Source organism: Methylothermaceae bacteria B42 (assembly GCA_001566965.1).
Lineage (GTDB): Bacteria > Pseudomonadota > Gammaproteobacteria > Methylococcales > Methylothermaceae > Methylohalobius.
Map to the genome: position 1 here is coordinate 1 of LSNW01000014.1, position 26542 is coordinate 26542.

The 26542-nt window shown below is 53.0% G+C and carries 24 protein-coding genes; 6 read left to right on the forward strand and 18 right to left on the reverse strand.

From position 1 onward, the window contains the following. Positions 1-78: 78 nt before the first annotated feature. The 5 genes from AXA67_06725 to AXA67_06745 form a co-directional block, all read right to left on the reverse strand. On the reverse strand, positions 79-1713 hold the full coding sequence (locus AXA67_06725; GenBank protein ID KXJ40919.1) for an ABC transporter ATP-binding protein: 1635 nt from the start codon (positions 1711-1713) through the stop codon (positions 79-81). Further along, positions 1706-2542, reverse strand: a complete 837-nt coding sequence (locus tag AXA67_06730) for a hypothetical protein (protein KXJ40920.1) — start codon at positions 2540-2542, stop codon at positions 1706-1708. The genes AXA67_06725 and AXA67_06730 overlap by 8 nt, the downstream gene beginning before the upstream one ends. Continuing rightward, complete coding sequence (locus AXA67_06735; GenBank protein ID KXJ40921.1) at positions 2539-3870, reverse strand: peptide ABC transporter permease; 1332 nt, start codon at positions 3868-3870, stop codon at positions 2539-2541. Before AXA67_06735 ends, AXA67_06730 begins: the two co-directional genes overlap by 4 nt. Beyond that, positions 3867-4844: a peptide ABC transporter permease gene (locus tag AXA67_06740; protein ID KXJ40922.1), complete on the reverse strand. Its 978-nt coding sequence runs from the start codon at positions 4842-4844 to the stop codon at positions 3867-3869. The genes AXA67_06735 and AXA67_06740 overlap by 4 nt, the downstream gene beginning before the upstream one ends. A 146-nt stretch (positions 4845-4990) precedes the next feature. Then, positions 4991-7156: a peptide ABC transporter substrate-binding protein gene (locus tag AXA67_06745; protein KXJ41116.1), complete on the reverse strand. Its 2166-nt coding sequence runs from the start codon at positions 7154-7156 to the stop codon at positions 4991-4993. Positions 7157-7228: 72 nt separating this feature from the next. Here AXA67_06745 and AXA67_06750 point away from each other — a divergent pair, with 72 nt between their 5' ends. Next, positions 7229-7729 carry a hypothetical protein gene (locus tag AXA67_06750; GenBank protein KXJ40923.1) on the forward strand — a complete coding sequence of 167 codons (501 nt, stop codon included), beginning with the start codon at positions 7229-7231 and terminating at the stop codon, positions 7727-7729. Between the two features lie 18 nt (positions 7730-7747). On the opposite strand, the gene AXA67_06755 is transcribed toward AXA67_06750, so the two are convergent. The 4 genes from AXA67_06755 to AXA67_06770 form a co-directional block, all read right to left on the reverse strand. Continuing rightward, positions 7748-9406, reverse strand: coding sequence for a hypothetical protein (locus tag AXA67_06755; protein ID KXJ40924.1), 1659 nt, complete (start codon positions 9404-9406; stop codon positions 7748-7750). Further along, positions 9403-10065 carry a hypothetical protein gene (locus AXA67_06760; GenBank protein ID KXJ40925.1) on the reverse strand — a complete coding sequence of 221 codons (663 nt, stop codon included), beginning with the start codon at positions 10063-10065 and terminating at the stop codon, positions 9403-9405. The genes AXA67_06755 and AXA67_06760 overlap by 4 nt, the downstream gene beginning before the upstream one ends. Next, positions 10062-10787, reverse strand: a complete 726-nt coding sequence (locus AXA67_06765) for a dolichol-phosphate mannosyltransferase (GenBank protein ID KXJ40926.1) — start codon at positions 10785-10787, stop codon at positions 10062-10064. Before AXA67_06765 ends, AXA67_06760 begins: the two co-directional genes overlap by 4 nt. 103 nt (positions 10788-10890) lie before the next feature. Next, positions 10891-11100, reverse strand: coding sequence for a hypothetical protein (locus AXA67_06770; GenBank protein ID KXJ40927.1), 210 nt, complete (start codon positions 11098-11100; stop codon positions 10891-10893). A gap of 287 nt (positions 11101-11387) precedes the next feature. Here AXA67_06770 and AXA67_06775 point away from each other — a divergent pair, with 287 nt between their 5' ends. Together AXA67_06775 and AXA67_06780 are read left to right on the forward strand one after the other, a co-directional pair. Then, positions 11388-12452, forward strand: a complete 1065-nt coding sequence (locus AXA67_06775) for a UDP-N-acetylglucosamine acyltransferase (GenBank protein ID KXJ40928.1) — start codon at positions 11388-11390, stop codon at positions 12450-12452. A gap of 125 nt (positions 12453-12577) precedes the next feature. Then, positions 12578-12853 (forward strand): RNA-binding protein, encoded by a 276-nt coding sequence (locus tag AXA67_06780; protein ID KXJ40929.1) that lies wholly within the window; start codon positions 12578-12580, stop codon positions 12851-12853. 182 nt (positions 12854-13035) lie between these two features. On the opposite strand, the gene AXA67_06785 is transcribed toward AXA67_06780, so the two are convergent. The 6 genes from AXA67_06785 to AXA67_06810 form a co-directional block, all read right to left on the reverse strand. Continuing rightward, positions 13036-13767 (reverse strand): hypothetical protein, encoded by a 732-nt coding sequence (locus AXA67_06785; GenBank protein KXJ40930.1) that lies wholly within the window; start codon positions 13765-13767, stop codon positions 13036-13038. After that, on the reverse strand, positions 13754-15271 hold the full coding sequence (locus tag AXA67_06790) for an apolipoprotein N-acyltransferase (protein ID KXJ40931.1): 1518 nt from the start codon (positions 15269-15271) through the stop codon (positions 13754-13756). Before AXA67_06790 ends, AXA67_06785 begins: the two co-directional genes overlap by 14 nt. Further along, entirely contained in the window at positions 15261-16130 is an 870-nt protein-coding gene (locus AXA67_06795) for a magnesium/cobalt efflux protein (protein ID KXJ40932.1), read from the reverse strand. The genes AXA67_06790 and AXA67_06795 overlap by 11 nt, the downstream gene beginning before the upstream one ends. Continuing rightward, positions 16123-16587: an rRNA maturation RNase YbeY gene (locus AXA67_06800; GenBank protein KXJ40933.1), complete on the reverse strand. Its 465-nt coding sequence runs from the start codon at positions 16585-16587 to the stop codon at positions 16123-16125. The genes AXA67_06795 and AXA67_06800 overlap by 8 nt, the downstream gene beginning before the upstream one ends. Then, the gene (locus tag AXA67_06805; protein KXJ41117.1) at positions 16584-17567 is read right to left on the reverse strand and encodes a phosphate starvation-inducible protein PhoH; all 984 of its coding nucleotides are present in this window, start codon (positions 17565-17567) and stop codon (positions 16584-16586) included. The genes AXA67_06800 and AXA67_06805 overlap by 4 nt, the downstream gene beginning before the upstream one ends. 64 nt (positions 17568-17631) lie before the next feature. Then, a complete protein-coding gene (locus tag AXA67_06810; GenBank protein ID KXJ40934.1) occupies positions 17632-18954 on the reverse strand; it encodes a tRNA-2-methylthio-N(6)-dimethylallyladenosine synthase MiaB in 1323 nt (440 codons plus the stop codon). A gap of 259 nt (positions 18955-19213) precedes the next feature. Here AXA67_06810 and AXA67_06815 point away from each other — a divergent pair, with 259 nt between their 5' ends. Continuing rightward, the gene (locus AXA67_06815) at positions 19214-19876 is read left to right on the forward strand and encodes a hypothetical protein (protein ID KXJ40935.1); all 663 of its coding nucleotides are present in this window, start codon (positions 19214-19216) and stop codon (positions 19874-19876) included. Between the two features lie 47 nt (positions 19877-19923). Here the strand turns inward: AXA67_06815 and AXA67_06820 are convergent, their stop codons facing one another. Both AXA67_06820 and AXA67_06825 read right to left on the reverse strand, forming a co-directional pair. After that, positions 19924-20964 carry a cytochrome-c peroxidase gene (locus AXA67_06820; protein ID KXJ40936.1) on the reverse strand — a complete coding sequence of 347 codons (1041 nt, stop codon included), beginning with the start codon at positions 20962-20964 and terminating at the stop codon, positions 19924-19926. A gap of 182 nt (positions 20965-21146) precedes the next feature. After that, positions 21147-21527, reverse strand: coding sequence for a hypothetical protein (locus AXA67_06825; GenBank protein KXJ40937.1), 381 nt, complete (start codon positions 21525-21527; stop codon positions 21147-21149). Between the two features lie 574 nt (positions 21528-22101). On the opposite strand from AXA67_06825, the gene AXA67_06830 reads away from it, so the two are divergent. Then, complete coding sequence (locus tag AXA67_06830; GenBank protein ID KXJ40938.1) at positions 22102-22920, forward strand: hypothetical protein; 819 nt, start codon at positions 22102-22104, stop codon at positions 22918-22920. 2 nt (positions 22921-22922) lie between these two features. Further along, a complete protein-coding gene (locus tag AXA67_06835; protein KXJ40939.1) occupies positions 22923-23813 on the forward strand; it encodes a carbohydrate kinase in 891 nt (296 codons plus the stop codon). A gap of 177 nt (positions 23814-23990) precedes the next feature. Here AXA67_06835 and AXA67_06840 read toward each other — a convergent pair whose 3' ends face one another. Beyond that, positions 23991-26189, reverse strand: coding sequence for a primosomal protein N' (locus tag AXA67_06840; GenBank protein KXJ40940.1), 2199 nt, complete (start codon positions 26187-26189; stop codon positions 23991-23993). Positions 26190-26542: the final 353 nt, after the last annotated feature.

Here is a 26542-nt window from a genome sequence, read left to right on the forward strand (position 1 = left end):
CTTTCGTATATTTCTTGCGTACTGTCATCTCTCACCTCAGTTTTTAAAAATTATCCCTTAACTGGGTGTCCGTGGGAATTAGACCACATTAGTTTGAGATGAAGAATAAAGCTGCTTGCCCGGCAAGGATGACAGCAACCTTTGGGTGAAGGCGTGTTGGGGGTGGAACAGGATTTGACGGGTTTCCCCTAGCTCGACGATTTTACCCTGGTCCATCACCGCGATTTGGTCGGCGATTTCGGCAACCACGGCCAAGTCGTGGCTGATGAACAGATAACTGACGCCGGTTTTTTCCTGAAGCCGTTTCAACAGCTCGATAATCTGCTGTTGCACGGAGACATCCAGGGCACTGGTGGGCTCGTCGCAGACAATCAATTGGGGTTCCACCGCCAAGGCCCGGGCGATGCAGATCCGCTGGCGCTGGCCGCCGGAAAATTCGTGGGGATAACGGAGCCTGGCCTCTGGTGAAAGATCCACTTGTTCGAGCAGTTGTTCGGTGCGTTTGATTCGGGCGGGTTTGCTCATTTCCGGGCGCAGTGACTTTAATCCTTCGGCAATGATATCGCCTACCAGCATTCTGGGGTTCATGGAGGAAAAAGGGTCCTGAAACACGATTTGCATGGCCCGACAGCGGCGCTTGATGGGCAGGGTATCCAGTTCCTGGCCGTCAAAGTACACTTGGCCGGAGGTGGCGGGAATCAGCTTGAGAATGGCTTTGCCCAAGGTGGTCTTGCCACAGCCGGATTCCCCCACCAGGGCCAGGGTTTTGCCTTTTTGCAGGGTGAACGAGACACCATCCACCGCCCGCACATAATCCACCACCCGTTTTAAGATTCCCTTGCGGATGGGATACCAGACCCGGAAATCACTCACTTGCAGCAAAGGCGGGGCGGGCTGGGATTGCCGCTGCAGGCAACTGTCCAGCTTGGGGAGGGCCGCGAGTAATTGACGGGTGTAGGGATGTTTGGGGTTGGAAAATAACGGGCCGTCTTTTTTGTTGAAAATTTCGACAATCTTGCCCTGTTGCATTACCGCGGCCTGGTCGGCGAGATCGGCCACCATCCCCAGGTCGTGGCTGATGAGCCACAAGGTCATTTGCCGTTGCTCTTGCAGGGTTTTGAGCAGTTTCAGAATTTGCGCCTGGATGGTGACATCCAGCGCGGTAGTGGGTTCGTCGGCAATGAGCAGATCGGGTTCGCCGGCCAGGGCAATGGCAATCATCACCCGCTGGCGCTGTCCACCCGACAGTTGGTGAGGATAGTCCCACAGGCGCCTTTCCGGTTGCGGAATGCCCACTTGGTGCAACAGTTCGATACAACGTATATGGGCGTCCTCGCCCGTCAATCCCAAGTGGATTTTCAAAGCTTCCATGATATGGATGGCGATGGATTTGACTGGGTTGAGCGAGGTCATGGGATCTTGGAAAATCATCCCGATGCGCTTGCCCCGAACCCGGTTCATTTGCCATTCGGTGAGCTGGAACAGATCGTCACCCTCAAGAACGGCTTGGCCCGATACGATTTTGGCGTCCGGCGGCAGCAGGCGCATGACTGACAGGGCGGTCATGGATTTGCCGGAACCCGATTCCCCTACCAAAGCAAAGGTTTCGCCCCGCTGAATGGCAAAGCTGACCGAATCCACGGCGGTGAAGACCCGCTCTGCTTGATGAAAGCGGGTGGTCAGATTGTCCAGGCGCAGGAGCGGGTCAGTCATTCAAGCCTTCCAACAATAAATACCTTACATCGTGCCAGTCGCCGTGGTCGATTAACACATCGGCATGGTTGCGGGTGATGCCGTGGCCGTGATAGGCAATGCCCATGCCGGCCATCGCCAGCATCGGGATATCATTGGCGCCGTCTCCCATGGCCACGGCTTGCTCGGGGTTGATGGCCAGTTTTTGACAAAGTTGCTGGAGAAATTCCGCTTTGACATGTTTATCCACAATCGGGCCTGTGAGCCGTCCGGTGAGCCGCCCTTGTTTGATTTCAAGCTGACAGGCGTGGGCGTCATCAATGGGGAGGGCTTGCCGTAAACGGTCGGTAAAAAAGGTGAAGCCGCCGGAGACCACGGCAATAAAAACGCCTCGTTGCTTGAGCCAGGCGAGGGTTTCCTTGGCGCCAGGGTTCAGCTTCATTTTCTCGTGGAATACCTGTTCCAACACTGATTCGGGCAGTCCTTCCAGCAGCGCTACCCGTTCCTTGAGGGCGGCGGCGAAATCCAGCTCCCCCGCCATGGCTTTTTCGGTGATGGCGGAGACTTGCGCGCGAAGATTCAGCATGGCCGCCAGTTCATCAATGGTTTCAATGGCGACGAGGGTGGAATCAAGATCGGTGATGAAAAGCCTGGCTTGGGTAGGATCAAACTTGAGCGGCAGGGTGTTGATATCACAGCCAAGAGGTTGCCGTAGATCTTCCAGCGCCAAAGGCTCGCGGTGATGCAGCAAGAGATAACCCTTGCCTTGTTGCAGCTCACCTAACGAAGAAAGGCGTTCCCGGTGCCCGGTTGGAAGGTTGGCCTGGTGAATGACGGTGCGGTAGGTCATGTTTCTGCTCTTCTAGGGTCAAAAGCGTCACGAACGGTGTCGGCAAACAGGTTGGCGGATAAAACAAAGGTGAACATAAACAGAAAGGCCGCAAGCAACGTCCACCAGACGATGGGATCGCGGGCCAGTTCCAGCCGCGCGCTATTGATCATGTTGCCCCAGCTTTGGGTGGTGGGGTCGACGCCGATGTTGACGTAAGACAGCACCGCTTCCGCCAGCACCAGTCCGCTAAAATCCAGCACCACGGATATCAAAACAATGTGAAAAAGATTGGGGACGATATGGCGGATCAAGATAACGGGATGGGAAACCCCCAGCGCCCGCGCTGCCTGGATATATTCCATTTCCCGCAGTTTCAGGGTTTCCGCCCGCAGCAGCCGACACAACCCCGTCCAACTGGTGATGCCGAGAATCAGGCACAAAAAGAACAGCCGCATATCGGCGCGAACCGCCAGATTGGCGAATTGATCCTCATGGGCCGCCATATAGACCTGAATCATTAAGATCGAGGCAGCAATCAAAAGGACACCGGGAATGGAGTTCAAGGTGGTGTAGGTGTATTGAATGATATCGTCAATCCAGCCCCGGAAATAACCCGCCAGGACCCCGAGCATGAGGGCAAAGGGAAGCATCACCAAGGTGGTCAAGGTGCCGATGACAAGGCCGGTGCGGATGCTTTTCAAAGTTTGATAGAGGACATCTTCTCCCACCTTGTCGGTGCCCAGTACATGGTATTTCAAACTCAATTCGGCCAGGGAAAAACCCAGTACCGATAATAAAATCACCGTCGTTGAGAGCGTGCCCCAGGGAACGTCGGAACAGCCAGGTTTCCCTTTTCTGAAAAAGTAAAGCGGCGACATGAGGAATACCCCGAGTCCCAGTCCTTTGAGGATGCCGATGGATGTGGTGGCGGCAATATCGCGCCATTTCTTTGCTGGGTTTTGTAGGTGGGCGCCGCCATAAACCAAACGTGGATAGCGCCACTCCCGGCTGCCATCAGTTAGCGTCATGTATTCTTTGGTATAGAGATGGGTAGCGAAAGGAGCCGAGTAGGTTTTTTCCATCCTTGTCTTTAAAGGCGCCACCCAAACATCGAACAGGCTGATCACTTCGCCGCCTCTGGTGCTCCGGAAATGCACGGAATCCAGTAGCCCGATGGCCATAAATGCCATCAGAATCAGTAGCGCCGCCATGCCCTTGCGGTTACGCAGAATTTTACGCCAGGGGCGGCGCAGATGTTCCTGGTGGCGGGCGTAAATCACCAGCAGAACAATGGCGGCGACCAGAATAAACAGTAAGGCATCAGTCCACAAGATCACGGGTATCATTGCAGACGCACCCGTGGATCTGCCAAGGTGTAGGAAATATCCGTCAGCAGGAGCCCCAGGATGTACAGAACCGACCCTAAAAACACCATGGCGCGGACAATGGCGAAATCCTGCCGGTTGATGGCTTCAATTGTGTAGCTTCCCAGCCCTGGAATGCTGAAGAAGGACTCAGTCAGCAAGCTGCCCATGAAGAGTAAGGGTAAAATCGCCACCACGCCGGTAAGAATGGGAATCATCGCGTTGGGGAGTACGTGGCGGAACAGGACCGTCGGTTCCGACAAGCCTTTGGCCCGGGCGGTGCGGACATAGTCCTTTTCAATTTCCTCCAAAAACAAGGTGCGGTACCAGCGCACCCCGGAACCAATGCCGGAGACCACCCCGACAAGCACTGGCAGAATAATGAATTTGATGGCGGTCAAGCCGCTTTCGTAACCGGAGATGGGCACCAGCCGCATCAATTTCCCAAACACATACTGGCCGGCGATAATGTAAAACAGCGCGGAGATAGACATCAGGATGACGCACCCGGTCACCCCGGCGGTTTCCAGATAGCTGCGCCGGAAAAAAACTAGCAACAAGGCAAAAGTAATATTAACCGCTAGCCCAAGGATAAGGGATGGGACGGCAATCGCCAATGATGGCCACATCCTTTCCCGGATGTCGGCGCCGATATTCCTGCCGCTGTCCGAGCGCCCAAAGCGGAATAGAAATAAATTGAGCGATTTCTGATAGAAAATCGTCTGAGTGATTTTTTTTACTCCTTCGGCCTGCTTGTTGTAAAACAAAGGCAGGTCATAACCGCGTTCGTGCTTCCATTTGTCGATGGCTTCCTGGGTGACATATTTATGCCCCAACTGCATCCGGGCCATGTCGTCGGGCGGATTGACGACGAAAAAGAGCAAAAAGGTAATCAGGTTGACGCCGATCAGAATGGGGAAGGCATAGAGAAGGCGGCGGATGAGGTAGGCTGTCATGGTTTTAAGTAATTATTCCGTAGTACGGGCCTTTGCCAGCTAACGTTGAGAATCATTACAGTAAATGTGGTTCATTTTGCTTTCAGATAACTGCTGATTGTTATTAAAATGTAAATTATACAACTTGGGTAATTCACTGGTTACAATCAGACAGCCTTTGCCTGCATTCGCCGCCGGTAGCTCAAATAGGCTGGCAGTACCGCTAAAATCAAAAACGCAAAAAGCAATCCAAGCGGCCACCACACCGGTTGATTCCATAACGTCCTTAAAACGGCTCTGGGCTGTGGTTCCAGACGCATGTATTTGAGGGCGTTGTTTGCCATCATGTTGGGTTTCACATTATGCAGCCATTGATGGTATAGGGAAAAGGATTTTGGATGAAAACCAAATACCCAGGGCGCATCGCGGCGGACGATATCCTGGAGTTTGGCAATTAATGCCAGGCGCTTGGGCGTATTGTCCATATTGCGCATTTGCAGGAATAAACGGTCGAACTCCGGGTTTTCATAGTTGGCGGCGTTTTCGCCGCCGTATTTGACTTTGCCGTTGGCGCTGTAGAGCAGGAAGAAAAAGTTTTCAGGATCGGGATAATCGGCGTTCCAGCCCCACATGAAAATTTGCGTGTTGCCGGTGCGGATTTTTTGCCGGAAACGGTTGTAATCGGTGGCGCGGATGACCAATTGGATGCCCAGTTTTTCGAATTGCTTGCGGTACCAGTTGAGGCGGGCTTTTTCATCCGGCCCTGAGGCGGAAGTATCAAAATACAGCAGCAGTGGCTGGCCGGTTTTCGGGTCCCGTCCCCCAGGGTAGCCTGCTTGGGTGAGTAGCCGGCGAGCCTCGTCAATGGATTTTCGAACCGGCCGGTTATTCTCCCAGTGGTAGACATAGGGGTTGATCCCTTGGGGACCGGAGCGATAGCCGAAGATACCCGGCGGCAATACGCCTTGGGCGGCGACGCCACGGCCATTCATAAAGATAGAGATGTATTCTTCGTAATCGATGGCAATGGAAATGGCTTGCCGCAGTTTCCTTTGCTTCTCCGTCAGGCCGCCGACGACCGGGTCCAGCATATTGAATCCCAAGTAGAAAATGGAAGGGGCAACGGCGGTTTCCAGGCATATGCCTTTGTCTTTCAAGGTATCGGTCAATTCAGCCTGTCCCTGGCTGCCAAAGCGGATGGCCTGCTCAAAACTGTCCGAGCCGATGCCAGAGGCTTCATAATAGCCCTGAAGAAATTTATTCCAGGCGGGGATAGATTCCCGCTCCAGGATGTATTTCACTTCATCGATGAAAGGCAGCGGCTTGCCGGCGTCAGCGAGCAATCCTTTCTCTTGGTCTTGGGCTTCTCCTTCGCGGGGATAAGTTTCCAGATGAAAGTTGGGATTCCTTTTGAGCACCATGCGGCGGTTGGGATTGTTTTCCACCAGCATATAGGGGCCGGTGCCTACCGGGTACCAGTCAAGGGTCAGGTTGCGTTCCTTGAGCGCGGGTTGATCATAAAAATGATCGGCTTCCCAGGGCATGGGCGCAAAGAATGGCATGGCCAGCCAATAGGAAAATTGCGGGTATTTACCGTGAATCTTGATGCTGTAACGGTAGCGGTCTATCTGTTTGACGCCTTCAAGAGGGTAGGGGCGAAGGTCGAAAAAAGCATCGGAGCCTTCTTGTTCGTAGCGTTGCTGCATCGCCTTGGCGAATTCCTTCAGGCCCACAATATGCTGCTTCATCAATCCAGCGATGGGGGAATGCAGTTGTGGATGGACCAGGCGCTTGATTTGATAAATGAAATCTTTGGCGGTCAATTCCCGGGTTCCGAGCTTGGGGAAGTCCATGGGCGTGCGGATGCCATCCAGCAGGTCTTGGGTCAGCCGGTGGTAAAGCAGGATGCCTGTTTTATTTTTGGCAAAGGCTGGATGGGGTTGGAAGCGGATCCCTTTTTTGATAGTGATGATATATTCACTGTAGGCAATGCTGTCAACCGGCGCGTCGGCGGGGAGAGGTCTGCCCCCAGCATCGTAGTATTTCACATCCGGCATGGTGGCGGCGGCCAAAGGTGCCAGGGTATAGGGACGCTTCAAGTAATGATATTGCAACGGCGGTTCGTAGATCTGGGCGATCAGGCGGTATTCGTCGCTGCTGTAAGCCACCGCAGGATCGAGATGTTTGGGGCGTTCGGAGAAAGAGGAATAATAAATGTTCCGGTACTTTTCCGCGGCCGGGTAGGGGCTGTTGAGCGGGCCTTCGCAAGCAGCCAGCAGGGCCAATGATAAAATGGCCCAAACCAAAAGATTGAATATGCGCGTGATTTCCATCTGGGCGATACTATCGCATTCGTACTGAGAGGCCAAGGAACGAAAACCCATGAAACGGTTCAAAAGGTCAATATGATTAGAATTGTGCTGCTTTTTATCCTGCTTGCCCTTTTGTGGTGGGGGCTGCGGTGGTTCAGCCGGGTGCCGCCCAAAGAGGTAGTGCAAAAACTGCGGGGCAGTGGGGGTTTGCTAGTCATTGCCGCTTTGATTCTCCTTGCCGTACTTGCCAAGAGTTGGCTGTTTCCCCTAATTGGCGCGGTGTTGGCGGTATCAGCTCGTGCTATCCCTTATTATCTTCCCCGTCTCTTGCCGGTCCTGATTCAATTTTGGCGGCAGCACAGCGCCTATAGGAGGAGTTATCAAAGTGGGCCGGAAAATTCCGGCGGCGCTGAACCGGACTCGGTGGAAGAAGCCTATCAATTATTAGGATTGGAACCGGGCGCCAGCCGCCAGCAAATCATCGCCGCCCACCGCCGATTGATGCAAAAAGTCCATCCTGACCGGGGCGGTTCGGATTATCTGGCCGCCAAAGTCAATCGCGCCAAGGAAATTTTATTGAATTTGGAAAAATAGTCCATTGGACGCCTGGCTTTATCGTTTGTTTGTCAAAACTTTGGCCAGGTCCGATGCCCGCCACAACATCAGGTTTTGTGACCTTCCCCGGTAATCCCATGCCCCCAGTGCCCCTTCAGTGGGCAGCGGTGGAGAAAATCGGTTGCGATAGACGACAATGACCGCCTTCGGGTGCTGATTGGCCCAGGTTTTGATCGATGAAACAGGAATGACTACCAATGGCCGGCGCAGACGGCCGGGAAAATGAAATTGGCCATGGTATTTGCCGGCGTGGGCGACGATAACACCGGCCTTTTGGAATCTGCCAATGTTGGCGGCGACCTCCGTTACGTCATAAGTAGGCGCCAAGGCGCGGATGGGGCCCAAGTGGGCCAGCACGATGATCAGCGCTGACGCGGCAGTCATGCCGCGTATTGTTGGAGCAAGCGCAACAGGCCGCCAGAACCGCAAGCCTATCATGCTTGCAAGGATCAGCAGAGCGCCAGGCCAAACCGGCAGGGTAGCCAGCCGTGGCAACCCCAGGTGCGGCGCCGCCAAGGGCAGCAAGGTAAAGAACAATCCCGTGACGCCAATATAATACGCCGGCGCCCGGGAATCGGTGATGAGCTGTTTTCGTGAATCGAGGGTGGCGGCGAATAACAAAATGGCTCCGGGCAGCAAGGGCAACAAATATTTCAATTGCTTGCCGCTGACTAGGCTGAAGCCGACAAAAACCGGCGCCAACCAGGTGGTGAGAAAGGCTAAGGGGTACCGATGAGAGGCTTCGGGCAGGTGTTCACGGCGTTTTTCGAAGCAGACCACCCGCCCCGGCTTGAATAGATGACGGAGTCCTGAGGCTTCAGGGCGCTTCCATAGGCTTGGCCAACCTACCCAGGGCGCGAGCAATAATGGCAGCATGGGCAGGTACCACCACCAAGGGTGCCGGTGGGCGAAGGAATTCACTACCCGGCCAGCGGTTTGTTTCCAGAAAATCGCCTCCCGGTAGGCTTCCCCCCCGCTGTATGCCGCTGGAATCGCCCAGGCCAACGCTATGACGGCGCCGCCAAGCAACGCCAGAAACAGGCCGAGAAACCAGCGCGGGCTGCGTCCACTGCTTGTCCATAGGGGTGCTAAAAGTGCTGCCGGGAATAGGTGCAATAAGATGACAGGCCCCTTGGCGAGGACGCCCAAGCCGATGGCAAGGCCAAAAAAGGCAAATCCACGATGTTGCCCTTGCGCGGCCTGGAGTAGTCCGAGTAATCCCAGCAAAGTGCAGGCGGTTACTAAAAGATCGAATTGCACCAAGGTGTAGAAAAAAGTGAAGAACAGCGTGCCAAAGAGCAACCAAGGGGCGGACCGGGCAATCTCGGGCTGGTCGGGCCACAGCCGGCGGGCCAATAAAGCGGTCTGCCCCAGGCACAATAAACCAACAAGGGGACAGACCAGCCTCGGCCACCAGGCGTTGACGCCGAACAGCCACCATCCGCCATGGATCAGCCAGAAAAGTAGCGGCGGTTTATGGGGATAGGGCTCACCATTGAGGTAGGGCACCAGGAAATCGCCACGGGTCCACATTTCCCAAGCCACGGATACATAGCGTGCTTCCACAATGGGTAACAGGGGCCGGGTGGCGAGCGCAACGGCCAAGGCACTGCCCCACAGCAAGCAGAGTAACGCACGATTGGTGGTAGGGCTCATCGGGAAAACGGCTGGTTTTTATTCATTTGGTAGCGGAGATAGAGCGACAGGCCAAGGAGCCCGCTCATCAGAAATAGCCCCAGGCCCAAACCGATGCGCAGGCTGGAGTTGACGGTTATGCCGCTGCCGATGAGGGCGAAAACCGCGGTTTGGGGAATATACCCCAGGGCCGAGCCGAAGAGAAACGGCCAAAAGGGGATGGCGGAGACCCCCGCCGCCAGGTTGACCATTAAATTACTGCCCACGGGGAACAAACGGATAATCAACGTCATGGTAAAAGGATGCCCGCGCAGAAAATCGTCAATCGGTTTTAGCTTCTGACCATAACGCTGGATTACCCAATGACGTCCGAGCCATCGCGCCAGATAAAATGAAAGGGTGCAGCCGGCTATTGACGCGGCGAGCGCCAAGGCGAAGCCGAAGCCGAGCCCGAAGGCATAACTGCTTAGAAAACTGATGAATTGCCGGGACATGCCCGCGGCAACCGCCAGCGCGGCGGTGATCACAAAAAGGAGCTCGCCAGAAAGGCCATGGCCCCGGATGGTGGTATTTATCCAGGTTTTGTCGAGGGTGTTGTGAAGGCCCCAACCCAGGGCGCTAATCAACAGCAAGGCCCCGGCGCCAGGGAGAATCAACCGCCAGTGACGCTGAAGGGTCATTGGTTTTCGTGTATTTCAGCGTGACAGGGCCGGCGCCTCAGCCAAAGCACGCCCGCCAAGTCTACCAGGCCTACCCACAGCCGGTTGCCGATTCCGTATTTACTCTCCCCGTGTTTGCGAGGGCGGTGATTGACTGGTATCGACAGGACCTTGCCGCCGGCACGTTGGAAGAGGGAGGGCAGGAAACGGTGCATGTGGTCAAAATGGGGCAATTCTAGGAAGGCTTCACGGTGGAATACCTTCAATCCGCAGCCGGTATCGGGCGTGGCGTCCTTCAACAGGCGGCCGCGGACACCGTTGGCTATTTTCGAGGAAATTTTCCGCACCAGGTTGTCCCGGCGTTCTTTCCGCCAGCCAATCACCAGCCAAACTTGGCCACGGTAACGGGTAGCGGGCAAATGATCCACCAGCGCCGGGATATCGGCCGGGTCGTTTTGGCCGTCGCCATCCAGGGTGACGATAACGGGAGCCCGGGCAGCCTTGACCCCGGTCAATAGGGCGGTACTCTGGCCGCAAGGGGATGCATGCCGCAGAATCCGCAAGCGCTTAGGGTATTGCCGGGCTGCCAGTGTTAGTTCATCCGGCGTTGCGTCCGTGCTGTAATCGTCCACATAGATGATTTCATAGTCGTAACGGCTTTCCAATGCCGCGCGCACCTCCGCCACCAAGGGAAGAATATTTCCCGATTCGTTGCGGACTGGGATGACGATGGACAGATCCATGTTGAGACTTAGTGCAATCCTGCGGATTAATCGGCGATAGAAGGATTCTAAGGCTATTTCTCAGGGAATGACAAGGCGAGGGGGGAAGAAAGCCGGGGCTCCGTCATCTATTCAAGCCGAGGGAGGTGGTCTGCTTCGAAAAACGCCGTGAATACTTTCTTGCTGCACAATCCTGCTCTGCAAGAAAGTCCTGCCCAAACTTCCCTGTTTGGGCGTTCGCTCGGCTGCGAAAGTTCACTGGACTTTCGGTCCGGCTCGCCCCTGTAGGCTCCACGCCGGCCTCCCTGCCGGCGAGGATTTCGAAGCAGACCACCTCCCTCCACCTTCAATCAATCCTTTACGTGTTTAAATAACGTGGCCCTGGGTAAAAACAGGGCCGAGGGGTTGGGCAGGCTAGCTGATATCGATGCCTTACGAGTTTAAAAAAGTTGTCCTGGGTCCAGATGTGTTGTTGTATGTTGTTTATGGAGCAAGCAGAAACGCTTATCTAGCGGCAAAAATATATCGCGGCGAAGAAAAAATATTGGAATTTTCCAAATAATCCTTGCATTTATCAGGTTTCTCCAATAGGCTTTGTCTATCTGACCGACCTGATTGTTTATGTATCTCCATGCTTCCGAACTCCTAGACCAATTCAAAAAATCTGGAGTTCTCATCGCCCACCAGGGCCCCGACACCCTCATCCAGGGCATAGCTCCCCTTGAGCAAATGGAAGACCACTGCTTGGTTTTCATCGAGAAACCCCGCTATCTTTCCGCCTTACGCCAGGCCAAGCCTGCCGCTGTAGTGACCAACCCGGCCATTGCCGCTGAGCTAACCGAGTGTGATTTCGCTGTATTGGTAGCACCCAATCCCCGCCTGGCGCAAGCACTGATCTGCCAACGTTACGGCGATCGGGACCTGTTCCATACCGAGTGGCCGCAAGTCCATCCTTCCGCCGTGGTTCATCCAAGCGCCGATATCGGCAGTGACGTCGTCATCGGACCGTTGGCCGTGGTGGGTGCGGATGTGAAACTGGCCGGTCAAAATGTGGTCATGGCTGGCAGTGTCATTGAGCAGGGCGCCAGGATTGGTCTTAGGAGTGTCATTTATCCCCATTGCGTTATTGGCTATGACTGCGAAATCGGAGCAGACGTGATTATCAAATCCGGCGCTGTGATTGGCTCGGAGGGTTTTGGCTTCGCCCAGGATGAGGCCCGCAGGAATCACCGTATCCCTCATACCGGCAAGGTGGTGATTGAGGATCGGGTGGTGATCGGCGCCAATTGCACGATCGACCGTGGGACCTTCAATGAGACCCGGATACGGCGAGGCTGCGTGATCGACGCCTTGTGTCATTTGGGCCATAACGTGGAATTGGGCGAAGACTGTATTCTGGTCGCGCAAACAGGCATCGCGGGTTCATCCCGCTTTGGCAAGCGGGTGATTGCTTCGGGCCAGACCGGGGTGCTCGATCATGTGACCGTGCCGGATGATACGGTATTGGTACATCGCGCCGGGGTTATCAATAGCATCAAGCAACCAGGCAGGTACGCGGCGACGCCGACCCAGCCATTTCGGCAATATCTAAAAAACATTGCCGTATTCCAGCGCCTGCACGAAGTCTGGACCAGGCTCAAGGCGTTGGAAAAGAAAGTGCAGCAATTGGCTCTGGAAAGTGAATAACATTCCATTCAGGCCAAACACAAATTCGGGCGTTGGCCCGGAACACGAAGACTTGGTTCTCGCGCCATTGGCCGGGTCTTCGGTGATTGAAGAAAATGGCGTATTTTTCCGATAGGGTTATAGAAATGAAGAATATTTATGTAGGTAATTTGTCGTATCAACTCACTGAAGACGAACTGCGCGATACTTTCTCCGAGTTTGGCGAAGTCTCTTCTGTGCGGATCATCAAGGACCGTTACACCGACCGTTCCAAAGGTTTCGGCTTTGTGGAAATGCCGGTGGATTCGGAAGCGGAATCTGCAATTCAAAGCCTGGATGGACAGGATCTCAAAGGCCGCGCGTTGAAAGTCAACGAAGCGCGCCCCCGGGATGACTTCCGTCCTCGCAGGCAGTTTGCGTAATAAGTAGAAGTGGCCTTGTTATCTAGCAGATAGGCCATTTTTATTTCTTTTGAGCCGGCGTCAGATTATTATGCTGCCGCCGGCTTTTTTGTGTGTATAAATATCTGGTAGACATACTATGCTGCACCGTTTTCCTTTAGGGAAAAAGCAAACAAAGAGCAGTCGATAGAAGTGGCTGAATGTTATGGGAATCGTAGGTTATTGAAGTGGCTGGCCGTCCAAGATAAAGCCTGTCCTTCCCGATCCCAGGGCGTTAATACAATGCGTTTGCCAGATGGGTTGCCATTGAGTGTGGTTTTGTGAATGCCTGGGCGATGCGTGTGCCCGTGAATGAGTTGGGTGACATTAAACTTGGCCATCGTTTGCTGGACGGTGTTTTGATTGACATCCATGATATTCAAATCGGTTTGGCGGGTGTGAAACCTGCTTCTTAACCGGTACCAGCGGGCCCAGGTTCTTCTGAGCCACAATGGTTTGGCCAGCGCCCGTTCGCGCCACTCGGGCGTGCGAATTTGTTGGCGGATTTGTTGATAGCGGGTATCGTCGCTGCACAAAAGATCTCCGTGCATGAGCAAGGTCGGTTGGCCGGATAGGGAAATAACATGATAGTCTGGGAGCAAAGTGACTCCGGCAGCTGCGGCAAATGCTTCACCAATGAGAAAATCCCGGTTGCCTGCTTGAAAATAGACATTGACTCCGGCATGGGTAAGTAACCGTAGTTGGCTTGTGACGTTTTTGGCCAGTGGGGAAGGGTCATCGTCGCCAATCCAGACATCAAATAAATCCCCCAGAATATAAAGGGCCTTTGCTTGCTGTTTGCAGCGCTGGATTAATTGGCAAAACCGCCGCAGGGTGTGTGGTGTTGAAGGGCTCAGGTGCAGGTCGGAAATGAACCAGATTTCATCTGGTTTCATCGCTGGCGCCTTGCTCGCGCAATCTTAACCACAGTCCTCCTGCCGAAATAATAAACAGCCATAGCCATAATGGCCAATCACGCCATCGAACATAAGGTGTGGCGCCAGCCAGCGGGGTGATTTGTTCGGTCAGGGAGGTGCGGACGAACTGGGCGGCTTGAGAGCGTACTTTGCCATCCGGGCCAATAACCGCCGTGATACCGGTGTTGGTGGCTCTAAGGAGAAAACGGGCGCCTTCCAATGCCCGCATGCGCGCCATTTGTAAATGCTGGTGGGGGGCGATGGAATCGCCAAACCAGGCATCGTTACTGACGTTGACCATATAGGTGGCTTCTGGCAAGCCAGCGAGGGCATCCCGGGCAAAGGCGTCTTCATAGCAAATAGTGGGGGATAGAGGATAGCCGGCAGCAATCAGCAGTGGTTGATCATCTGATCCTGCGGCAAAATCCGATAGGGGAATTTGCAGAAGATCGAGAACGAATCCAAACACGGATCGAAGGGGCAAATATTCCCCAAAAGGCACCAAATGGCGTTTGTAATAAACCCCTGGGGTTTGTCCCAGGCTGATAATAGCGTTGTAGTATTGATTGGTGGTTTGATCCAGTACCGGAACGCCAATCAACAGGTCCGATCCTTTTTGTATGGCTTCTTTTTCCAGGGGGTTGATAAAACTGTTTCGAACCTGATGGAGAAATGCCGGGACCGCGGTTTCCGGCCAAACGATAAGCTTGGAATCCCAGTGTTGCCGGGTCATGGTGAGATAAGTTTCCAGAATCCGCCGGCGGGTTTCGGGTTGCCATTTCATGTCCTGGGGAATATTGCCTTGCAAGAGGGTGGCCTGAAAAGGCTCACCCGCCGGTTGATGCCAGTCGATGAGTTTGAGTCCGGCGCCAGCCGCCCAGATCAGAATTAATGAGGCCACTAGCCGATATGCGGCGACCCGGATTTGAAATAATAACCAAATACTGGCCGCTGTCAGAGCGGTGAGCCAGCCAACGCCATAGCTTCCAAAAACTGGCGCGTAGCCCGCAAGGGGCGTGTCGGTTTGGCTATAGCCGATTTCCAGCCAGGGAAAACCGTTCATGATGGATCCCCGCAGTATCTCCCCAATAATCCAAGTGGTAGGGAAGATCAGGATAACCTGCCAGACCGGCATTTCTCCCCGGCACAGCCAGCGTGCGGCGCCTCCCGCCAGTGCCGGAAACAGGGCCAGCACACTGATGAAAAGCAGGGTCAAAAGGCTGGATGGCAAGGTGCCCGCGCCACTGAATTCGTGCATGCTGATGAATACCCACCAGGTTCCCAATCCGAATTGCCCCAGGCCAAACAGATAGCCCAGCCAGGCTGCTTGCTGTGGGGTGGAACATTGTTGCCAGCAGAAAAAAAGTATCGCCAGCATGAAAGGTGCCAGATAACTTTGGCCGAATGGCGCAAAGGCACAGGGAAGAATTGCCCCGGCGATGAATGCCAGGGGCTTGGGATAGGCAAAAGGATTAATTGGCACTGGATGCCATGTCAGAAGTTTTCGGCTCCAAGACTTTGACTTTGAGCATATGAATCCGGCGGTTGTCGGCGCGCAGCACCTCGAATATCAAATGATCGATTTGAACTTTTTCTCCTCGTTTGGGAACGTGGCCGAATTGATGAACGATCAAACCGCCAATGGTATCAAATTCGCCGGCCTCCAATTGGGTGCCAAAATGTTCATTAAATTCCTCAATGGGCATGATCGCCTTGACGGTGTAGCACTGGCTGCTGCGGCGGAATACATATTCTTCTTCCAGATCGTGTTCGTCGGCAATTTCGCCCACAATCTGTTCCAGAATATCTTCAATGGTCACCAGGCCCGCGGCGGCGCCGTATTCATCAATGACAATCGCCATGTGTTGACGGCGCATGCGAAATTCCCGCAACATGACATTCAAACGTTTGCTCTCCGGTACAAAGTGGGCCGAGCGCATGACTTTTTTGACAGGGACATCCAGCTGTTGCCGCAGGGCATAGGGCAATAAGTCCTTGGCCAACAGGATGCCCACGACTTCACTGCGGTCTTCTCCTATGACAGGGAAGCGGGAGTGGGCCGTGTCAATGACGATGGGGAAGACTTCTTCTATCAAGGAATTTTGGTTGACGACATCCATTTGCGCCCTGGGAATCATGATATCCCGCACCCGCAATTCCGAAACCTTCAGCACCCCCTCAATCATGGACATGGCATCTGGGTCGATGATGTGGCGCTTTTGCGCGTCGCGGAGGATTTCCAGTAGTTCGCTTCTGGATTTGGGTTCGCCGGAAAAGAAATGGCTCAACCGTTCGACCCAGTTTTTCGAGTCGTTATATTCGTCCGGTTGTTCGTCATTCATGGTGGGTGAGTACCTCTTCTTGGTAGGGATTGTCATAACCGAGTCGGGCTAGTATTTTTATTTCCACTTGTTCCATGGCCAGAGCATCCTTGGGGTCGATATGATCGTAACCTTGCAGGTGCAGTAAGCCATGCACAACCATATGGACCCAGTGGGCGGAAAGGGATTTGCCTTGCTCCCGGGCTTCTTTAGCCACGACAGATGAGCAGATGACGATATCGCCGAGGAAATCCGTGGGCACCCCGGGCGGGGGATCAAAGGGGAAGCTGAGCACATTGGTTGGACCTTGTTTGCCCCGGTAGCGATGGTTGAGGGTTGTCATTTCAGCTTCGTCCACGATACGAAGAGAAACTTCAGCGTCCTTGCCCGCCAGCGCCTGTTCAACCCATCGCCTTATTTGTTCGGGGTCAGGGCAGGGGTCCTCGCTGGCTTGCTGGATATCAACGCAAATGGTCATTTAGCCAGTTCGGCGCGGGCCTTATCGTGAGCTTCGTAGGCGGCGACAATCCGTTGCACCAGGGGATGACGAACGACATCGTTGGCGTCAAAGCGGGTGAAGCTGATGCCTTTTACGTTGCCCAGGACTTCCAGCACGTGTTTCAGTCCTGAAAGGCGATCCCTGGGTAAATCCACCTGGGTGATATCGCCAGTGACGACAGCGGTGGAACCGAATCCCACCCGGGTCAGAAACATTTTCAACTGTTCCACAGTGGTGTTTTGCGCTTCGTCGAGGATGATAAAGGAGTCGTTGAGCGTCCTTCCGCGCATGAAGGCCAGGGGCGCGATTTCAATGACGTTGCGTTCTATCAATTTGGTAACCCGCTCGAAACCCAGCATATCGTAGAGGGCGTCATAAAGCGGGCGGAGATAAGGATCGACCTTTTGCGCCAAGTCTCCCGGAAGGAATCCCAAGCGTTCCCCCGCCTCCACGGCAGGCCGGGTTAAAATCAATCGCTTGACGGTTTCTTCTTCCAAGGCAGCCACCGCGCAAGCGACGGCAAGAAAGGTTTTGCCGGTACCCGCAGGACCAATGCCAAAATTAATATCGTGGGAAAGGATATTTTTTAAATATTGCTGCTGGTTATTTCCCCGGGCCTTGATGACCATTTTACGGGTGCGGATTACCACGGGCGCCTGCGGATTTTCCTCTTCCAATAACGCATTGACGTTGGAACTTTGCAAGGAAAGATGCACGTGCTGAGGAGTGATGGTTTCTTCGGAAGCGGTTTGAAACAGATTATGGATAATTCTGGATGCCGCCTCGACCGGTTGGCAGGATCCCATGATCTGGAAGCGATTACCGCGGCTGGCAATCTCGACGCCTAAGCGTTTTTCGATTTGTTTCAGGTTTTCATCATATTGCCCGCAGAGATTGGCCAATCTATGATTGTCTGCGGGCTCCAGGGTGATTTGGAGCGTTGTGGAGTTTTCTGTCAATGGATAAGATTTAAGCCACTTGGGCTGGTTCAACACCTCAAAATGCTGTTTAGTTCAGCATAACTTAGACTAGCCGTCCCCGCAAGGAGTTCGGCAAGGCTTCGGTAATAATTACCTGGGCAAATTGGCCCGTCAATGTCATTGGGCCTTGAAAATTCACCACCCGGTTATTTTCGGTACGGCCGCTTAATTCCTTGGGGTTTTTGCGGGACGCGCCTTCCACCAGGATAGTTTGCCGGGTTCCTATCATGCGGCGGGAAATTTCCCCAGCCATGGCTTGAATTCGCTGTTGTAATCTGGCCAGACGCATTTTTTTGGTCTGCAACGGCACGTCATCGGCCATTTCCGCTGCTGGCGTGCCGGGCCTTTGGCTATAGATAAAACTGTAGGAGTGGTCAAAGCCGATTTGCTCAATCAAATCCATGGTTTGCTCGAAATCTTCTTCGGTTTCCTGGGGGAATCCCACAATAAAATCAGAGGACAGAGAAATATTTGGCCGGACAGACCGCAGTCTGGCAATTTTATCGATATAGTCCTGGCGGGTGTATCCTCGTTTCATTTGCGCCAAAACCTTGTTGCTGCCGCTTTGAACCGGGAGATGCAAATGATCTACCAGTTGCGGAATGGCGGCATAAGCTTCGATGAGGTTATCATCGAATTCCGCCGGGTGAGAAGTCGTGAAACGGATTCTACCGATACCGTCGATATTGGCAATTTCAAATAACAATAGCGCCAAATCCGCCCAATCGCCGTCTTCGGTTGCTCCCCGGTAGGCATTGACGTTTTGTCCGAGGAGATTGACTTCGCGCACCCCTTGGTTTGCCAGCGATTTGACTTCCGCCACCACATCTTCCAGAGGGCGGCTGATTTCCGTGCCCCGGGTGTACGGGACGACGCAATAAGTACAGTACTTGCTGCATCCCTCCATAATGGATACAAACGCTTTGGGGCCTTCTGCCCGGGGGGTGGGAAGGGCATCGAATTTTTCAATCTCGGGGAAGGAGATGTCCATCACCGGGCGTTTTTCGGCGCGGGCTTGTTCAAGCAGGTCCGGCAGCCGGTGCAGGGTCTGAGGGCCAAAGACGATATCCACGTAAGGCGCCCGGCGTTGCACGGTTTCTCCTTCCTGGCTGGCGACACAGCCTCCGACGCCGATCACTACCTCAGGACGGCGGGCTTTCAAAGGCTGCCAGCGGCCCAGTTGGGAGAAGACTTTTTCCTGGGCTTTCTCCCGGATCGAACAAGTATTGAGCAGCAGGACGTCGGCCTCTTCAGGGTCGTCGGTCAATTCCAGGCCGTGAGAACGGTGGAGCACATCCCGCATCTTGTCGGAATCATACTCGTTCATCTGACAACCAAAGGTTTGGATATAGAGTTTTTGGCTCATCAAGGGTTATGTGGCATAAAATGGGGGTTAATTATAGCACCTAAATTCTGCAAGTGTTTCGGCATTCGGTTGTCAAATCAAGCCTTTATGCTGCGTTGGCTGCACCAATTTTATGCTCGAAGTAGCGCTGCTACGCCTGCGCGAAAATTGGCTTGCCGCCTTGCCTAAAGCCTTGCTTGACACCCTCGGTGCTCGAATCACTCGCAAAATTTAGGTGGCAAAATGCCATGTCAACCATGTTTTTTCCTGACAGCGAAAAATGCAAAGAATTCCTGAACCTGAATTGATGAATCATCCTGAGCAGGCCAAGGCCTATGCGGAAGCGGACTTTAGTGAAGCGAATAAGTTGTTTCTCCAACTGTTTCAACGCTATTTTCCTGATGCCGAGCCTCTCAAAGTGTTGGATTTGGGTTGTGGGCCGGGGGATATTACCGTGGCATTTGCCAGGACTTTTACCCGATCCCGCATTTGGGGCGTGGATGGAGCGGAAGCAATGCTAAAGTTTGCCCGTCAGAAAACCATGGATGACTCAAACCTTAGCGGACGGATTCGTTGGCTGCGCGCGCGAATACCCGCCGATATCGGCATCCATGGCTTTGATGGCGTGATTAGTAACAGCCTGCTCCATCATTTGCATGATCCAGGGATATTATGGCAGTCGATTCGTCAAAATGGTCAAGCGGGGGCAGCCGTATTGGTGATGGATTTGTTTCGCCCTGCCAACCTGGAAGCGGCGAAAGCGCTGGTCGATCAATATGCTTGCGATGCCCCGGCGGTGCTTCAGCGGGATTTTTTCAACTCCCTGTGCGCAGCCTATCGTCCCGGTGAAATTGAAGAGCAACTGGAGCGTGCGGGATTGGAGAATCTAGCGGTGGAAATTGTCAGTGATCGCCATGTGGCGGTTCATGGTCTTTTGAAATAAAAAAGGCGGACGCTTTCCGCGCCCGCCAGTAGAGGCTTGTACTTTACTTATTTGACGTAATTGAATGTTTTCCCTGGCGTGGCCGGCAAGCGGGGCATTTCCAGTTTGGGGAAGGGCCCGCTCAAGGCATTGAGGAAAGCCACAATATCGGCTATTTGGTCTTTGGACAAATCTTTGTTGAGCTGTAATTTAGCCATTACTTTAACGGCTTCGTCCAAGGTTTTGACTGCGCCGTTATGAAAATAAGGAGCGGTCAAAGCCACGTTACGCAGGGTGGGCACCTTGAACATATGCTTGTCTTCTTCCTTCTTGGTGACAGCATAGCGGCCCATGTCGTCTTTAAATTTATACTTGCCTTCAAAATAAGGATTGTCAAAGGTGGGAAACTTCATGAAGAAACCTTGACCTTCAGGCAGTTCTGGCCCGTTAAAGGCGGAGCCTGAGTGGCAGTTGACGCAACCGACTTCTTCAAAGGTTTTCATGCCTTTGATCTGTTGGTCGTTCAAAGCGCTTTTATTGCCCTTGACGTATTTATCATACGCGCTGTTGGGCGTAATCAGGGTGCGCTCAAAAGCGGCAATGGCTTTCACGGCATTGTCTTCGCTGATTTCCGCGTCATTGCCAAAGGCGGCTTTGAATAATTGGGGATATTCGGGAATTTGTTTCAAACGGGCAACCACGTCATCCCAGCTTTTCATGCCCATTTCAATGGGATTGGTCACAGGTCCTCGGGCTTGATCTTCCAGACTTTTTGCGCGGCCATCCCAAAATTGCACAGAATTGAAAGCAGCATTCCAGACCGTGGGCGCGCTGCGGTCGCCGGTTTTGCCATGCACGCCGGCGGAGACCGGGCGATTATCTTCACCCCCCGCCATCACGTTGTGGCAGGAATTACAAGAAACCGTGCCGGTGGAAGAGAGTCTTGGGTCTAAAAAAAGCATTTTGCCCAGTTTGACTTTGGCAGGCGTGGTGGCGTTGTCTGCGGGTTCTGGCGCCTTGCTGGGCAAGGGTTTCCATTCGGCGCCATGGGTAATAGTTGCCACGCTGGCCAGCGCCAGCGCGGAAATAAATGTTTGAACTTTCTTCATGGTAGCCTCCTTTTTCCTCTTTGAAGTTTTGAAAGTGATTATTTTGTTTATTATGTAACGCCGTTATTGAAGCACAAGGATTGGTTGCCCTGCAATGCTGAATTAGAATCGAGCAGGCATTAAAAAAGCCCGCAGGGTGAACCTGCGGGCTTTTGATTTTAAACGCTAACTAAATCGCGCGATTAGGCTCTTGGGAAAGTATTCAGGATTTTCAAAGCTTCTTTCAAACTTTCTTCAGCACCGGCCAGATCGCCACGTTTTGCCTTCCCGCGGGCCATGCGAACCGCGCTTTGAAAATTCTGCAACTTGGCACCAATGGCATCGCCAGTGATTTCCTTGGCTATTTGCTTGATTTCATTGATTTTCTTTACCAGTCCTTCTTGATCTGTACCTTCCGCCGCTATTTGTATGGCTTCGGGAATCATTTTTTTCAGCGCGTCAATGGCTGCGTTTACGCCAGCCGCGGTTTCAGCAGCAATGGCTGTAGTGCTGGCACCGCCAAACAGGAAACCTGCAGAAATGGCAATCAACAGTGCAGTTAAAATTTTTCTAATCGTTCTCATGGTTCAAACCCCCTTCTAGGTGTTTATTTTTGAAATTACAAATTAAAGGTATTGCGCTTAACTTATGCTTAACCTTTGATATCACATCCACTTGCATGAAGCAGTGTCGTGTACGGAAAGGATTTTACCATAACCCACCGAAGTTCAAACCCAAATGCCTGGGTTGCATCAGGGCTATTCATGCTGGGGCAGGTGGTCTGCTTCGAAAAACGCCGTGAATACTTCCCTCTAGTCTCCACGCCGGTCTCCCTGCCGGCGAGGTTTTCGAAGCAGACCACCTGCCCCAGTAATCAATCCTTTGCGTGTTTAAATGGCGCAGGTCCCGTTTGAGATGATTGCTTGCCACCTGTCAGTTTGCTTCTCCGGGAGCTGGGAAGGGTCTGCCAGCGGCCATGGAAGGTCGCTCCGGGCCTAAATTCAAGGACGAATTTCGGTCCGGCAGACCCTTCCCAGCCCCCTCTCGTGGAACTGATAGGTGTTGAGGAGATGATTGTTTGTAGCGCAGGAGTGATAGCGTTTCAGTTATACTTTCTTCTTTGTTTATGTCAACTGCCCATTAAGGTTGGGAAAAATAATGCGGGTGTTTTTCATAACATTGTGGCTCATCAGTATTGGTTTGGCTGGTTGTTCCACGATTGGAAATTGGTTTTCAAACACTTCCAAGGAGGTTGAAATTCTTCCAGAGGAGGAGCTGTACGAGCAAGCGAAGGAGAAATTGGAGAAAGGGCAATATACCCGGGCTATAGAACTCTACCAGGCACTGGAAACCCGCTATCCTTTTGGCCGGCGGGGACCTCAAGCCCTGCTGGATTTGGCTTATGCCTATTACAAGCAAGGGGAAACTGAATCGGCGTTGACGACTGTCGACCGGTTTATCAAATTGCATCCTACCCATCAGCGGCTGGATTATGCCTATTATCTGCGGGGATTGATTAATTACCGCCGCGGGATGGGGGTGGTAGAACGGTTTTTTCCCATTGATTTGACCAAGCGGGACATGGGGCCGGCGCGGGATGCCTACAAGGATTTTGTCACCTTACTGGAAAAATTTCCCGACAGTGAATACGCGGAAGATGCCCGCAAAAGAAAAATTTCCTTATTGAATGCGATGGCGGCCCACGAAGTTCACGTGGCAGATTTTTACATGCGCCGGGGAGCTTATCTGGCGGCCGCTACCCGGGCAGGCCGAATTGTCAAGGAATATTCCCGCACCCCGTCAGTACCATTCGCCCTGAAGATCATGGAAGAGGCATACACGATATTGGAACTGGACGATCTGGCGGCAGATGCGGCGCGTGTTTATGCCGTCAACTATGGCGAAAGCCTGCCGCGTAAAAAAGAAAAAGAAAAAACCCTGTTAGGCTGGATTTTCTGGTTTTTCCGCTGGGATTGACAATGCAAGTGGATGTGCTTTGTATCGGCCACGCCTCGTATGACTTGGTGTTTGTGGTTCCGTATCATCCCGGCCCGGATGAGAAGTGCGTTGCGAATAACTTTGTCTCCTGTGGCGGAGGACCTGCCGCCAATGCTGCCGTGGCTGTTGCCCGGTTGGGATTGGAATCGGCTTTCGTGGGCTATTTGGGAAAAGACCTTCACGGTAAAGCTCACGAAGCGGAGTTACTGGAAGAGAAGGTTAACATCGATTTTGTCAGCCGCGGCAATTCTCCCACACCTGTGTCAGCCGTGTTGGTCAAGCCGGACGGCAAACGTGCCCTGGTCAATTATCGGGGCGGAACGCAACCTCTGCATGCCAATGCATTGGACTTGTCATCCGTAACTGCCAACGCGGTATTGTTTGACGGCCACGAACCCCATGTATCTGTACAATGGCTGGATTTTTTCAAGCAACGGGGTTCGGTGACCGTGCTGGATGCCGGTTCCATGCACGAAGGAACAAAAGCCTTGATGTTTAAGGTGGATTATCTGGTCTGTTCGCGAAAATTTGCCTGCCAGTATTTGGGGGAGGACAATCCGCATAAAGCCTTGGAATCATTGGCAAAGTACTCGCCCGCAGTTGTCATTACTTTGGGAGAGGAGGGTCTGATTTGGCGGCGGGGCGGCGAAACAGGGCAACTGCCTTCTTTTCCTGTGAAAGCTGTCGATACTACCGGCGCTGGGGATACGTTTCACGGCGTTTTCGCCGCCTGCATCGCTGAAGGGCGAGACTGGGAGGAAACCCTGCGAGTTTCCAGCGCGGCGGCCGCATTGTGTTGTACCCGTTTGGGAGCACGGCCTGGGATTCCCTATCAGGAAACGATTGAAGCATTTCTTGAATCTCGTTTGTAACCTAAATTGTGCAAGTGATTCGAGCACCGAGGGTGTCAAGCAAGGCTTTAGGCAAGGCGGCAAGCCGATTTTCGCGCAGGCGTGGCAGCGCTATATCGAGCATAAAATTGGCGCGGCCAACGTAGCATAAAGGTTTGATTTGGCAGCCGAATGCCGAAATACTTGCAGAATTTAGGTTTAATATAAATTGATGGGATCAACATCCAGGGACCAGCGGACGCGCCGGGCAAGGGAGAGTTTTTCCACTTGTGGAATCCATGTATCCAGTAGTTTGTGCAAGAGATTGCGGGTAGGTGATTGGAGAAGCAACTGGCTCCGGTAATACCCGGCCCGTTTGGGCATCGGTGCTGGCGCAGGTCCGAGAATGATAACTTCATGCCATGGGAGCTGGCGCGCCAAACCGGCTGCCTTAAAGAGGAATTGATCAGGAATTTCCGGCCTGCTGGCTTCAGCCCGCAGCAGGGCTTGAAAACTGAAAGGCGGCAGTCCCGCCTGTTGTCTTTCCTGGAGTGCCTGGCGGGCAAATCCTGGGTATCCTTCATCTAATAATGATTGTAATAACGGATGGTCGGGGAATCGGGTTTGAATCAAAACTTCTCCCGGTTTTTCCGCCCGGCCCGAGCGGCCCGCCACTTGGGTAATCAATTGGGCCATCTGCTCCGGCGCCCGGTAGTCTGTGCTGTAGATACCGCTGTCGGCGTCCAGTATGACAACCAGGGTGACATCGGGAAAATGGTGCCCCTTGGCCAGCATTTGAGTGCCAAGCAAAATATCAATCTCTCCTCGGCGGGCGGCTTGCAAATGTTCTTCTAGCGCGCCTTTGCGACGAATATTGTCGCGATCGATGCGCGTGGTTTTTTGGTCGGGAAAAAGTTCTGCCAGGGTGTCTTCCACCCGTTGGGTGCCTTGTCCCAATGGGCTGAGCTGTGATGAGCCGCAATCTGGGCATTGATTCAATAAAGGTTGTTCATGGCCGCAATGATGACAGCGAATCCGCCTTTCGTTTAAGTGAACGACTTTTTTGGCGTCACACCGGGGGCAAGTGGCTACCCAGCCGCAGCTATTACAAATGAGTACCGGCGCATACCCCCGGCGATTGAGAAAGATCAACACCTGTTCTTTCCTTTGTAGCACGCGTTTCATGGCGTTGAGGGTTGAATCGGCGAAACCCTCGGTGAGTGGTTGATCTCGAATATCGACCAGTTTCATTTGTGGCGATTGGGCGCAGCCGGCCCGTTTTGGCAGTCGTAAATGTTGATATCGGCCGCTGAGGGCATTGTGAAGGGACTCCAGGGAAGGGGTGGCGGATCCCAAAATGATTGGAATGTCGCTCAGGTGCGCTCTTTTGACGGCGACGTCGCGGGCGGAGAAGCGGAAGCCGTCTTGTTGTTTGAAGGAAGGATCGTGTTCTTCGTCGAGAATGATCAGGCCGGGTCGGGCCATGGGTGCAAAGACAGCGGAACGGGTTCCCAGCAATAAAGGCAAGTCCCCCTTTTGGAATTTCAGCCAGGTGTCGAGCCGCGCAGCGGGACTTAAGCCTGAGTGATAGATGCCCACGGGAGAATTTAGACGGGCGCTGAATCTGGCTTGTAGTTGAGGCGTTAAGGCGATTTCCGGGAAAAGCACCAACACTTGCCGGCCTTGCGCCAATACTTTTTCAATCACGCGCAAGTACACCTCGGTTTTGCCACTACCGGTCACGCCTTCCAAAAGAAATGGAGCAAATTGGCCTGTTTGGCTGGTAATTGTGTCAATGGCCTGTTGTTGCGCGGGGTTTGGCGTCATGAGTTGGGTCTGGAGAGTTTCCTTTGTTACGCCGATTTCTTTGAATTCCACCAACCCTTTCGCGACCAGGCTCCTTGCGGCTGGGTGCCATTTCCAGGAAATGGCGTTAAGGGATTCAAGTGCAATTATGCCGTTACTGTTTTTCAGGATTTCAAACAGAGCTTGTTGGCGTGGCGCATTCTTGAGTTGGCTGGGGGCGTAGTTGATGCCTGCTTGGGTGAGGGCAAGATGAGTGAACAGACGCTTGCTTTTGGCGGCCTTGCCTTGTCTGAGCGGTACAGGTATCGCGGCAGAGAAGACCTCGCCAACCGGATGGTGGTAATAGTGGGCCGCCCATTCGAGTAATGTCAGATCCGGTTGCCTGAGCAAGGGTTGGGTCTCCAGAATTTCCAAAACAGGGCGTAAACGCTTAGGTTCAATTTGGCTACTGGACTCGATTTTTACCAGGATCCCAATCTGGGATTTTTTTCCAAAAGGTACTCGTACCCGAATCCCCGGCTTAAGTTGTTCCTTGCTAATGTCTGCTGGGGGCAGATAGTCAAATAATGTTCGAAGTGGTGTGGGAACAGCGATTTTGAGTATGAATTTCATTGACTGGGTGGTAATGCCAAATGGGCAAACAATTCAGGTTTGTTTTTTCATTAAATGGAAGGCGAGAGGCGTATTCCTAGGACATTCAGCGCTTTTGCTTTATGTGAATATGAAGTAATATCACAAAAATAAATGGTATTTATGCTCTAGGGAAATAATCCGGGCATGAATGTTATGCACATTTTTTGTGGATAACTTTGTGAACAAAGTGCTGAAAGTGCTTTCCAACGCGCATGATATCTAGGGTTTTATCAAATTGTAAAAAACTTGTTCATTAATTTAAGACATTTAAAAACAACAAGTTATGTTTTTATGGTTGTTTTGGTTGCAAATCGTGTTAAGACAATATTCAC